At 64.6% G+C, this 11,920-nt stretch carries 12 protein-coding genes; 9 read left to right on the forward strand and 3 right to left on the reverse strand.

What is annotated here, in order from left to right; all coding sequences use genetic code 11:
• Positions 1-78 precede the first annotated feature (78 nt).
• Both K1X15_RS04845 and K1X15_RS04850 read left to right on the forward strand, forming a co-directional pair.
• Positions 79-1,590, forward strand: a complete 1,512-nt coding sequence (locus K1X15_RS04845) for a helicase HerA-like domain-containing protein (RefSeq protein WP_220306353.1) — start codon at positions 79-81, stop codon at positions 1,588-1,590.
• Positions 1,591-1,601: 11 nt separating this feature from the next.
• Positions 1,602-2,141, forward strand: a complete 540-nt coding sequence (locus tag K1X15_RS04850) for an LOG family protein (protein ID WP_220306354.1) — start codon at positions 1,602-1,604, stop codon at positions 2,139-2,141.
• A gap of 39 nt (positions 2,142-2,180) precedes the next feature.
• Here the strand turns inward: K1X15_RS04850 and K1X15_RS04855 are convergent, their stop codons facing one another.
• From K1X15_RS04855 to K1X15_RS04865, 3 genes are all read right to left on the reverse strand, one after another.
• Positions 2,181-2,732 (reverse strand): response regulator, encoded by a 552-nt coding sequence (locus tag K1X15_RS04855; protein ID WP_220306356.1) that lies wholly within the window; start codon positions 2,730-2,732, stop codon positions 2,181-2,183.
• Between the two features lie 153 nt (positions 2,733-2,885).
• The gene (locus K1X15_RS04860; protein ID WP_220306357.1) at positions 2,886-3,500 is read right to left on the reverse strand and encodes a superoxide dismutase; all 615 of its coding nucleotides are present in this window, start codon (positions 3,498-3,500) and stop codon (positions 2,886-2,888) included.
• A 100-nt stretch (positions 3,501-3,600) separates the two neighbouring features.
• Complete coding sequence (locus tag K1X15_RS04865; RefSeq protein ID WP_220306358.1) at positions 3,601-5,682, reverse strand: S9 family peptidase; 2,082 nt, start codon at positions 5,680-5,682, stop codon at positions 3,601-3,603.
• Positions 5,683-5,897: 215 nt separating this feature from the next.
• Between K1X15_RS04865 and K1X15_RS04870 the strand changes: the two genes are divergently transcribed.
• The 7 genes from K1X15_RS04870 to mnhG are packed head-to-tail and all read left to right on the forward strand — an operon-like array spanning position 5,898 to position 11,865.
• Entirely contained in the window at positions 5,898-8,321 is a 2,424-nt protein-coding gene (locus K1X15_RS04870; protein WP_276315309.1) for a putative monovalent cation/H+ antiporter subunit A, read from the forward strand.
• On the forward strand, positions 8,318-8,743 hold the full coding sequence (locus K1X15_RS04875) for a Na(+)/H(+) antiporter subunit B (protein ID WP_220306361.1): 426 nt from the start codon (positions 8,318-8,320) through the stop codon (positions 8,741-8,743). Before K1X15_RS04870 ends, K1X15_RS04875 begins: the two co-directional genes overlap by 4 nt.
• A complete protein-coding gene (locus tag K1X15_RS04880) occupies positions 8,743-9,120 on the forward strand; it encodes a Na+/H+ antiporter subunit C (RefSeq protein WP_220306362.1) in 378 nt (125 codons plus the stop codon). The genes K1X15_RS04875 and K1X15_RS04880 overlap by 1 nt, the downstream gene beginning before the upstream one ends.
• A gap of 3 nt (positions 9,121-9,123) precedes the next feature.
• Positions 9,124-10,731, forward strand: coding sequence for a proton-conducting transporter transmembrane domain-containing protein (locus tag K1X15_RS04885; protein ID WP_220306363.1), 1,608 nt, complete (start codon positions 9,124-9,126; stop codon positions 10,729-10,731).
• Entirely contained in the window at positions 10,728-11,207 is a 480-nt protein-coding gene (locus K1X15_RS04890) for a Na+/H+ antiporter subunit E (protein WP_220306364.1), read from the forward strand. Before K1X15_RS04885 ends, K1X15_RS04890 begins: the two co-directional genes overlap by 4 nt.
• Positions 11,204-11,509 (forward strand): cation:proton antiporter, encoded by a 306-nt coding sequence (locus tag K1X15_RS04895; RefSeq protein WP_220306365.1) that lies wholly within the window; start codon positions 11,204-11,206, stop codon positions 11,507-11,509. The genes K1X15_RS04890 and K1X15_RS04895 overlap by 4 nt, the downstream gene beginning before the upstream one ends.
• Before the next feature lie 2 nt (positions 11,510-11,511).
• Entirely contained in the window at positions 11,512-11,865 is a 354-nt protein-coding gene (mnhG, locus tag K1X15_RS04900) for a monovalent cation/H(+) antiporter subunit G (protein WP_220306367.1), read from the forward strand.
• Positions 11,866-11,920 lie beyond the last annotated feature (55 nt).

An 11,920-nucleotide genomic window follows, 5' to 3' on the forward strand; every position in this document is an offset into this window, starting at 1 on the left:
GCCGACCGCTTTGGCTTGTTCGCGGCGCGCCGCGACGGCTATAAGCGGAGGCAACAACGGACCAACAGGTGATGCGGCATGCTCGTGGACGGCAAGATCTTTTTGGGCGTGAGCGACCGGCCGGAATATCTCAATCTCAAATATGCCAACCGTCACGGGTTGATTACCGGCGCCACCGGTACCGGCAAGACGGTCAGCCTGCAGGTCCTTGCCGAGGGGTTTTCCGCCGCGGGCGTGCCGGTCTTTGCCGCCGACATCAAAGGTGACCTGTCGGGCGTGTCCAGGATGGGCCAGGCCAAGGACTGGCAGACCAGACGGGCCGAGGAAATCGGGTTCACCGAATTTCAGGATGACGTCTATCCGGTGATCTTCTGGGACCTGTTCGGCGCGCAGGGTCATCCGGTCCGCGCCACCATCTCCGAAATGGGTCCGGTGCTCCTGAGCCGTATCCTTGATCTCAACGACACCCAGGAAGGCGTGCTCAATATCGCCTTCCGCGTCGCCGACGAGGAAGGCCTGCTGCTGCTCGACCTCAAGGACCTGCGGGCGCTGCTGGTGGATATCCAGGAACGGGCGCGGGAAATCTCGGGCCGCTACGGCAATGTCACCACCGCCTCGATCGGCGCCATCCAGCGGGCGCTGCTGGTGCTGGAACAGCAGGGGGCGGACAATTTCTTCGGGGAGCGGGCCCTCAGCATTGCCGATTTGATGCGCACCGACACGGATGGCAAGGGCTATGTGTCGATCCTCGCCGCCGACCAGCTGATGCAGGCGCCACGGCTCTACGCCACGTTCCTGCTCTGGCTGCTGTCCGAACTGTTCGAGGAACTGCCCGAGGTGGGCGATCCGGACAAGCCGAAACTGGTCTTCTTCTTCGACGAGGCGCATCTTCTGTTCGATGACGCGCCCAAGGCGCTGATCGACAAGGTTGAGCAGGTGGTCAAGCTCATCCGCTCCAAGGGCGTCGGCGTCTATTTCGTCACCCAGAACCCGGTTGATATTCCCGAAAGCGTGCTGGCCCAGCTCGCCAATCGGGTCCAGCACGCCCTGCGCGCCTATACGCCGCGCGAGCAAAAGGCGGTGCGCGTCGCGGCCGAGACATTCCGGCCCAATCCGGCCTTTTCGACCGAGGAGGCGATCACCCAGCTCGGCATCGGCGAGGCGCTGGTGTCGGTGCTGGAGGACAAGGGCGTGCCCTCGATAGTGGGGCGCACCTTCATTCGCCCGCCCTCGGCGCAGGTGGGGCCGATCTCCCCGGCCGAGCGCGACGCGACGCTGGCCAATTCGCCGGTTGGCGGGCTCTATGACACGGTGCTCGACCGCGAATCCGCCTTCGAGGTGCTGCACAGGAGGGCGCGGGACAAGCAGCTCGCCGACGAGCGGACCGAATATGAGGCGCAGCGGCGCGAAGAAGCCGAGGCATTGGCCAAGGAAAGGGCGCGGGCCGAAAAGGCAGCCGCGCCACGTCGCAGCACGCGCCAATCGCCAACCGAGGCCGCGATGAACTCCTTCGCGCGAACCGTAGCCAATACGCTGGGGCGCGAACTGGTACGCGGCATTCTGGGTGGGCTGACGGGGCGGCGGCGCTGATGGTCGGGTCCATGCAATCGCCGCTGACCGTCGCCATTTTTGCCTCGGACAGGGGGCCCGGCGACCCGGAACGCGCCAGCCTGATGGGCGAAGTGGGGCGCGTGTTTGCGCGCAAGGGCGCGCGCATGCTGTGCCTGGCCGAGAACGCGGTCTTGCCGGTGCCCCTGATCACCGCGGCCCGGACGGCCGGGGGCACGGTGGAGATCGTCGCCGATGCCAGCATCGTGCTACCGCAGGCGCTGACCGGCGTGCCGATCACCGTGCTGCCCGACCAGGCCGAGCGCCTGGCGTTTCTCGCCCGCTCCAGTGTCGCCTTCGTGGCGCTGCCCGGCTCGCTGGCCTCGATATCCGCGCTCTTCGGCGCCTGGGCGGCGGGCAATGTGCGGCCCGTGGTGATGCTCAATCGTCACCGCGCCTTCGAGGTTGTCAGGGGGTTTGCCGCCGATGTGCTGGCCGCCTCGGTGTCGCATCACGACCGCAACATCCAGTTCGCCGACTCGGTCGAGGATTTGTGGAACAAGGTCGTCTGGGTCAGCGAGCAGAAGCGGTAGGGCGCGCCGGGCAGACGTACCGGGTCGACAGGTGAGGGGTCAGGCCAGGGGGCCGAGATCTGGGCGCTTGGCGCGGCGGTCGGGGAAGAGCGGCACGACATTGTCGGTATAGCGGCGGGCCGGATGCGGCTCGGTGGTGCGGGCGGGCACGCGGTTGCGGCGCTCGGGGCCGCGATAGCCGAAGCCCAGGGCGCCGATGACGCTGCGGTTGAGCAGGCGCGCCTGCACCCGCTGCAGCAGATGGCGCGGCGACATCGGCTTGACCACCACTTCGTCGATGCCGGCGCTGATCGCCTGCTGGCGCATCGGCGGGGTGATCGCGCGGGTGAGCGCAATGACCGGCAATTCGCGGGACACGAAGCTGGGATCAAGGCGAATGGCCTCGACCATTTCATAGGCCGGACGGCCCTCGCGGTCGAAATCGACCACCAGCATGTCGAGCGGGGCGATGCGCATATAGGCAAAGAGCTCGGCTTCGCTGTCGAAAGGACGGACGCGCAGGCGCGAGTCGCTCGCCAGCACCATGGTCAGCACGGCGCTCAGGGCCGGATTTGCGGCCAGAATGGCGATGGTTTTGCCTGGAACGGTCACGACGGCCCCTCTTATCGTTAAGGCTTCGTTAACATGCCTCAACGGGGGAATGAAGGGTGCGGTTCCGGTTCGGCGAAATCGGCTGCGGAAAAACAAAACCCGCCGGGCCAGGGGCCGGCGGGTTCGATGGGCAGGAGAGGCCGTGCGCCGCGATCAGGCGGTGGCTTCCTCATAGAGCTTTTCGACATGCTCCCAGTTCACCAGATTGTCGAACCAGGCTTCGAGATATTTCGGGCGGGCATTGCGATAATCGATGTAATAGGAGTGCTCCCACACATCGACGCCGAGCAGCGGAATGCCGCCATGGACCAGCGGCGATTCGCCATTGGGGGTCTTGGTGACCGAGAGCTTGCCCGCCTTGTGGTCGAAGCTCAGCCAGGCCCAGCCCGAACCGAACTGGGTGGTGCCGGCGGCGATGAAGTCGGTGCGGAACTTGTCGAAGCCGCCCAGATCCTCGTCGATCTTGGCCGCCAGCTTGCCCGGCAGCTTGTTGCCGCCGCCATTGGGCTTCATCCAGTTCCAGAAATGGACATGGTTGTAGTGCTGGCCGGCATTGTTGAAGAGGCCGGCATTCTTGCCATAGCTCTCCTTGACGATGTCCTCGAGCGGCAGCACTTCCAGGCCCGAGCCTTCCAAAAGCTTTTCGCCATTGGTGACATAGGCCTGGTGGTGCTTGTCATGGTGATATTCGAGCGTTTCGGCCGACATGTAGGGGCCCAGCGCATCATAGGCATAGGGCAGGGGCGGCAGGGTGAACTTGGTGGTCATGGTAGCCTCCGTTCTTGGAAAGGTTTGACGCTGGCGGGAACCGGCTATTCGTTGGCGTTTATAGGCTTTTGGGTCTGTCGCAACAATGACGGTGAAGGAACTAACCGTCCAATCCTGCTGACTTTATTGCAAAGGCATAGCACTGGGCGGTTTCCTTGAGGCGGTCAAAGCGGCCGGACGCCCCGGCATGGCCCGCCCCCATATTGGTCTTGAGATACAATGGCGCGTCGCCGCTCTTGGTTGCCCGAAGCTTGGCAACCCATTTGGCGGGCTCCCAATAGGTGACGCGTGGATCGGTCAGCCCGGCCAGTGCGAAGATGGGCGGATAGGCCTGGGCCGAAACCGCCTCATAGGGCGCATAGGCCGCGATGCGGTGGTAATCCTCGGGCGAGGTGATGGGATTGCCCCATTCGGGCCATTCGGGCGGGGTGAGCGGCAGGGTGTCGTCGAGCATGGTGTTGAGCACGTCCACGAACGGCACCTGTGCGATGACGCCGCCCCAGAGGTCGGGCCGAAGATTGGCGATGGCGCCCATCAGCATGCCACCGGCCGAACCGCCCTGGGCGATGATCCGGCCCTTCTTCGTGTAACCCTCGGCGATGAGCATCTCGGCTGCGGCGATGAAGTCGGAGAAGCTGTTGGGCTTGTGCTCGCGCCGGCCATGGCGGTACCAGCGATAGCCCTTTTCCATGCCGCCGCGGATATGGGCGATGGCATAGACGAAGCCGCGATCCACCAGCGAGAGCACCGAGACCGAGAAGGATGCGGGCATCGACATGCCATAGGCGCCATAGCCGTAGAGGAGGGCAGGGTTGGAGCCGTCGCGCGCGGTTCCCTTGCGGTAGAGCAGGGTCACCGGCACCTGCTCGCCATCGGGCGCGGTTGCAAACAGGCGCCTGGTTTCATAGTCGGCCGGATTGTGTCCCGAGGGCACTTCCTGGGTCTTGAGCAGGGTACGCTTGCCGGTTTCGAGATCGACATCGAACACCTGGCTGGGCGTTGTGGGCGAGGAATAGGTGAGGCGGAACACCGTCGTGTCGAACTCGTAGCCGGTCGACATGCCGAGCGAATAGGCCTCCTCGTCGAACCTGACGGTTTCTTCCTTGCCGGTCCGCAGGTCGCGGGCGACGATGCGCGGCAGGCCATCCTCACGCTCGAGACGCAGCATGTGGTTCTTGAGCAAGGCGACATCGAGGATCAGCACGCCCTCGCGATGCGGGACGAGGTCCGTCCAGTTCTCGGCCGCCGGGGTGTGAACCGGGGCAGTAACGATCTTGTAGTCCTCGGCCCCATCGGCATTGGTGCGGATATAAAGGACGCCATCGCGCTCATCGACCTCATATTCGCGGTCTATCAGGCGTGGGGCCACAAGGCGCGGCTCGCCACCCTTTTCGGCGTCGATCAGCCGGACTTCGCTGGTCTGGTGGTCATGCGCATCGATGATGATGAACTTGTCCGACAGCGTCTTGCCGACGCCCACGAAGAAGCCGGGGTCCTTTTCCTCATAGATGATCGGATCGCTCGCCTGTTCGGTGCCGATATCGTGGCGGCGGATGCGATAGGGTCGGTGGTTGTCGTCATATTCGGTGTAATAGAGCGCGCGGCTGTCATTGGACCAGACATAGGAGCCCGCCGTGTTGCGGATCACCTCGTCCCTGTCCTTGCCGGTTTCGAGGTCACGCAGCACGATGTCGTAATATTCCGAGCCGGCGCGGTCGGCGGCCCAGGCCAGCGTGCGGTGCGACGGGTCGTGGCTGGCACCGGCAAAGCCGAAATAGCCCTCGCCGGCTTCGACATTGCAGTCGAGCAGAATGCTTTCTGCACCGCCTTCGCGCGGCGTGCGGACGATCAGCGGGTACTGCTTCCCCTCCAGCATGCGGGTGTTGTAGGCCCATTCGCCATCCGGGGACGGGACGCCGCTGTCGTCCTCCTTGATGCGGCCGCGGATTTCCTTGTAGATCCGGTCCTGCAGTTCAGCGGTCGGCTTGCCGAACTCGGCTTCGTAATAGTCGTTTTCCGCCTCGAGATAGGCGCGGATCTCCGGATCGAGCGTCTCGGGCTTCTGCATCACCTCCTGCCAATTGTCCGCCCGAAGCCAGGCATAGGGGTCCTCGCGGGTGACATTGTGATGGGTGTGATTATGGGAAACGCGCCGGGCACTCGGCGGAATAGTCTTGGTCATGATCTCTCCGCAGGATGGGCAGAACGGGCCGCCCAGGGAAGCTGAGAGAGGACATAGGCCGCCCGGCGCGGCATTGCCAGCCCCGGAAATGGTTGAAAACGCATGGCCCTATGGTCGCACCCGGTCCGATTGTGCTTGTCCCGGGGACCCCAATCGGTAAGGTCGCAGGCCAAATTCCATTTGAATCGCCAAAAGGCGAGAGAGGAGTGGCAGCATTGGGGCCGACCCTTGATGCAGGCATAGGGCTTGTCGCCGTTGCGCCTTTCGTGGCCGCCATGCTGGCGCCGTTCATCCACCGTTTTGCCGGCGCCTTTGCCGGATGGATCCTGGCGATCGTACCCGCCAGTATCTTCGTGTTCCTGCTCGGCTTTGCCGACCCCGTCATTCATGGCCACGCCGTTTCCAGCGCGCTCGAATGGGTCGCCGCCTATGGGCTGAACCTGTCCTTTCACATCGACGGGCTGAGCCTGATCTTCGCGCTGACCATTTCGGGCGTCGGCACGCTGATCATTCTCTATTCCGGCGCCTATCTGGCCGGACACCCCCATCAGGGACGGTTCCTGGGCTTCATGCTGGCCTTTATGGGCGCCATGCTGGGCCTTGTGCTGGCCGACAGCCTGCTTTCGCTGTTCCTGTTCTGGGAGCTGACCTCGGTTACCTCGTTCCTGCTGATCGGTTTCGACCATGCGCGGCAGGCGGCCCGGCGCGGCGCCATCCAGGCGCTGGTGATCACCAATATCGGTGGCATGTTCCTGCTCGCCGGTGCGATCCTGGTGCACCAGCTGACGGGCACCTGGGAGATGAGCGCGCTGCGTGGCATGGGCGACGTGCTGCGCGACAACGGGCTCTATCTGCTGGTGCTCATCTGCTTTCTGGGCGCGGCCTTCACCAAGTCGGCTCAGTTTCCGCTGCATTTCTGGCTGCCCAATGCGATGGAAGCGCCGACCCCGGTTTCGGCCTTCCTGCATTCGGCCACCATGGTGCAGGCAGGCGTCTATCTCTTGGCCCGCATGACGCCGGTGCTGGGTGGGACCGATGTCTGGACCAATGTGCTGGTCATCTTCGGCGGGGTAACCCTGATCTGGGGCGCGCTCGGTTCGCTCAAGCAGACCGACCTCAAGCAGATCCTGGCCCAGACCACCATCGCCTCGCTGGGCCTGCTGGTGCTGCTGATCGGGCTGGGCAGCCCCTACGCCATCTCGGGGATGGTGGTCTATTTCGTTGCCCATGCCTTCTACAAGGCCGGCCTGTTCATGGTGGCAGGCGCCATCGACCATGAAGCGGGGACGCGCGAGATTACCGCCCTGAGGGGGCTTGCGGACAAGATGCCGGTGACCTTCATCGGTGCAGCCCTTGCGGCGCTCTCGATGATCGGCCTGCCGCTGACCATCGGCTATTTCGCCAAGGAGGAAATGTATCTCGGGCTGATGAGCGGCCAATGGACCGCCATTCTGGTGCTGGCCGTGCTGGTGCTGGGCAATGCCATGCTGGCCGGTGTCGCCATGCTGGTGATGATCCGGCCCTTCCTGGGCGAGGCCGTGCCGACGCCCAAGAGCCCGCATGAGGCGCCCATCGCCATGCTGGCGGGTCCGATCGTTTTGGGTGCGGCGGGCATCGTCACCGGCATCCTGCCCGACTGGCTGGGGCATGACGTGCTGGTTCCGGGGGCTTCGGCCATTCTCGGGCAGGCGGTCGAAAGCCACCTGACGCTGGCGCTGGACGTTACCTCGCCATTGCTGTGGCTGTCGGCCCTGACCTGGGGCCTGGGCATTTTGGTCTATCGCCAGGCGGACACCATTCGCACGGTGCTGCGCCGCTTCGACAATGCGCTGGGCTGGACCGCCGATACGGTTTTTGACGCGGTCATGTTCTCGCTGATCCGGTTTGCCGGCGCGGTGACGCGGTTCCTGCATCACGGGCAGCTCGAATTCTATCTCGTCGTGGTTTTCGCGGCGATGGCCCTTGCCCTGTTCGGCCCGATGCTGGCCTGGGGCGGGCTCGACTGGATCGTGCCGGCGGCCGAACTGGGTGACTGGAGCCAGCGGCTCGTGCCGCCATCGCTCGAAATCTACGAATGGGGGATTCTGGGCCTGGCCGTGCTCGGCCTTGCCGCCGTCCTGGTGGCGTCCTCGCGACTGATCGCCATCCTGTCGCTCGGCGTTCAGGGGACGGCAGTGGCCCTGATCTTCCTGCTCTTCGGGGCGCCGGACCTGGCCTTTACCCAGCTCATGGTGGAAATCCTCTCGGTGGTTATCCTGACCTTCGTGATGACGCGGCTGCGGCTCGACCAGCGCGACCACCGTCCCTTCGAGGACTGGTCGCGCGATGGCGCGCTGGCGGCAGTGTGCGGCCTGGGCGTGAGCCTGTTGCTCATGCTGGTGCTCAACGGCACGCTGAACACGCGGCTGTCGGACTTCTTCACCGCCACCAGCGTGCCGATCGCCCACGGGCACAATATCGTCAACGTGATCCTCGTGGACTATCGCGGCTTTGATACGCTGGGTGAGATTGCGGTGGTGATGGGCGCCGGCATGGCCATTCTGGCGCTGCTGCGCCGCCAGAAGAAGACCATGGAAGGACCGCCGCCGGCGACGGACAAACCGAAGCGGGCACGCAAGCCTGGAAAGGTCACCCCATGAACACGGTCATCTTTCGCACCCTGGCGCCGCTGATCGTTGCCGTCATGCTGGTGTTCTCGGTCTATGTCTGCCTGCGCGGCCATAATGAACCGGGTGGCGGCTTTATCGGCGGGCTGATTGCGGCGGCCTCCATTGCCGTGTTCGGCATGGCGGTCGGCGTGCGCGCGGTGCGGCGCGCGCTGCATATCGATCCCATGGCCATTGCCGGTTTTGGCGTGGTGCTGGCGGGCCTGTCCGGGCTGCTCAGCCTGTTCACCGGATCGCCCTTCATGACCAGCATCTGGCTCTATCTCGATTTCGGCAATACCGAGCTGCCGCTGTCGACGCCGATGTTCTTCGACATCGGCGTCTATTGCGTGGTCTTCGGCACCCTGTCGGCCATTGCCCTGTCGCTCGAGAGCGACCGCGAGGAGGATCTCTGATGGATTATGTGCTGGCGGCCCTGGTGGGCCTGTTCATCACCATCGGCACCTATCTGCTGCTGTCGCGATCGGTGATCCGCATGCTGATCGGCATGACGATCTTCGGCAATGGGGTGAATTTGTTGATCTTCACGGCCGGCCGGGTCACCCAGGCCATCGCGCCCATCGTCCCCGACGGGCTCGATGCGCCCGACGGGCCGATCGCCAATCCCTTGCCGCAGGCGTTGATCCTGACGGCGATCGTCATTGGCTTTTCCATGTTTGCCTTCCTGCTCGTGCTGGCCTTTCGCGCCTATCAGAGCCTGGATGCCGACAATACCGATACCATGCGCCTGGCCGAGCCCGAACGCTCGCCAAGCCCGCCACTGAGTTACTGACCCATGGCCTCACCGACCCCCGCAAGCGAAGTGCCGATGGGCATGCTCGACATCCTCACCCCCGCAAGCGATTGGGTGATCGTGCTGCCCGTGGCGCTGGCGCTGATGGGAGCCGCGGGGCTCCTGATGTTCCGTCGCAGCAATGGCACGCCGCTGATCGGGGCGCTGATCGTGGTGGCCGGCATCATCGCCTGCGAGATCGCGCTGCTCCTCGAAATCGTGGCCAACGGCCCGGTCAGCATGACCATGGGCAAGTGGCTGCCGCCCTTCGGCATCAGCCTGACCGCGGACCTGTTCGGCGCCAGCTTTGCGCTGGCGGCGGCAGTGGTGACGCTGATCGTGCTGCTCTATGCCGAGATCGACCGTGCCGAGGCGGACGGGCGTGACGCCTTCCATTCCATGGTGCTGCTGCTGCTCGCCGGGGTGACGGGGGCTTTCCTGACGGGCGACCTCTTCAACCTCTATGTGTGGTTCGAGGTCATGCTGATCGCCTCGTTTGGCCTGATCGTGCAGGGCAACCGGCCGATGCAGCTCGACGGGGCGGTCAAATACGGCTTCCTCAATTTCCTGGCCACCACCTTCTTTCTGCTGGCGCTGGGCCTGCTCTACGGCCTCCTGGGCACGCTCAACATGTCGGACATCATGCGCGTGGCGCCCGCCGCCAATCCCGCGGCCATGGCAGGGGTGGCAGCCCTGCTGATGCTGGCCTTCGGCATGAAGGCGGCGGCTTTTCCCGTCAATGCGTGGCTGCCGGCCTCCTATCACACCCCGGCCGCGGCCGTGTCGGCGCTGTTCGCGGGCCTGCTGACCAAGGTCGGTGCCTATGCCATGCTGCGGGCGCTGGTGGCGGTGCTGCCGGCCAGCCGTGAGCTGCTGGAGCCGGCCCTGGCGCTGGTCGCCATTGCCACCTTGCTCATTGCCCCGCTTGGGGCCATCGCCGAGACCAATCTGCGCCGCGCCATCGGCTTTGTGGTCATCGGCGGCATCGGCGCGGTGGTCGCGGGGCTGGCCATGCCCTCGCTCAACGGCATCGCCGGCTCGGGGCTCTATATCTTCCACGCCATCCTGACCATGACGGCGCTCTACATGGTCGCCGGCCTGATCGAGAAGCGCACCGGGGCGACCGATACAAGGCAGATGGGCGGGCTCTATGCGGCCAGCGCGCCGATCTCGATCCTCTTCCTCGTGCTGGTCCTAGCCGCGGCGGGCGTGCCGCCCTTTCTCGGCTTCTGGCCCAAACTGCTCTTGCTCGATGCGGGCCTGGCGCAGGGCGTGACCGGATCGACGCCCGGCTGGGTGGGCACGGCCATGGTGCTGGCGCTGATGATCAATGCGGTGCTCACCCTGATCGCGGGCACGCGGCTCTGGGCGCATATGTTCTGGCGTGCCGGGCCCGAGGGGCAGGGCGGCGAACATGCGGCGGCCACTCTGGTGGCCTTCGATGGCCGTGGCCGCCTGGCCTTCGGCGCGACCGCGCTGCTGGTCGCGGGTATCGTGGTGGTCGGCCTCTGGCCCGGGCCGCTGATGGACCAGATCAGCATCGGGGCCGCCGACATTGCCGACCCGGCGCGCTATGTGGCCGCGACCGGCCTTGCAGGAGACGCACCATGAACACGGCTTTCCTCGTCGTCATACTGGCGCTGATCTGGGCCGGCATTTCCGGCAATTTTACCGGGCTCAACCTGGTGTTCGGCGGGCTGATCGGCGGTGTTGCCGTTCTCGTCCTGCGCGAGGCCCTGGCGAGCCCGAGGACCCTGCGGCGGGTGCGGCGCGTTGTGTCGCTGACCCTGCTGTTCGTTTACGAACTGATGGTCAGCGCGGTGCGTGTGGCGATCGTGGTGGTGCGCCCCGACATATCCAAAGCCGTGCGGCCGGCGATCATCGCCTTCCCTCTCACGGTGAAATCCGACGCCGAGATCACGCTCCTGGCCAATATGATCACCCTGACGCCGGGCACGCTGAGCGTCGATGTCTCGGCTGACAAGTCCGTGCTCTATGTTCACGCTCTCCACATGGACGATCGAAAAGCAATGATTGCCGACATCGCCAGTGGATTCGAGAAGAAGGTCAGTGAGGTGTTCGAATGACGGCCGCGATCTTCATTGAATGGGCGACATTGATCTCGCTCGTGCTGCTGGGCTTGGCCCTGCTCGTCTCGCTGGTGCGGATCGTCATCGGCCCGACCTTGTCCGACCGCGTGCTCGCCCTGGACCTGCTGACGGTGGTGGCCATGGGCTTTGTCGGTGCGATCGCCGTGCGAACGGGCCTGTGGCTCTATCTCGATATCGCCATCGCCCTGGCGCTGCTGGGGTTCCTGGCAACCGTTGCCCTGGCCCGGTACGTTCTGCTGCGGGGCTCGCGCAACGACATCGTGACTGAGGAGCGCTGACCATGCTGAGCGGACTGGAGCTCTATATCGGCGGCGTGCTGTTGCTGGTGGGAGCGGTCTTCACCCTGCTGGCGGCCGTGGGCGTCGTCCGGCTGCCCGATCTTTACACGCGCATGCACGCCGCCTCCAAGGCCGGGGCAGTCGGGGGCGGATTGATTCTGCTGGCGGTGGCTGTTCTGAGCCAAGATGCCGCAGTCTCCCTGCGCGCCATTATTGGCATGGTCTTCCTGTGGCTGACCACGCCTGTTTCAGCCCATCTCCTTGCCAGAGCCAGTTATTTGTCCGGCTACAAACCGTGCAAAGAAACTATGATTGATGAACTGGCCCCAAACAAAGAACAAAATTCCGCTTCATAGTTGGCGCTCATTTGTATGTTACGGGGACTCTACGGGGTTGCGTGGCATAATAAAC

It is taken from the genome of Devosia salina (assembly GCF_019504385.1).
GTDB lineage: Bacteria > Pseudomonadota > Alphaproteobacteria > Rhizobiales > Devosiaceae > Devosia > Devosia salina.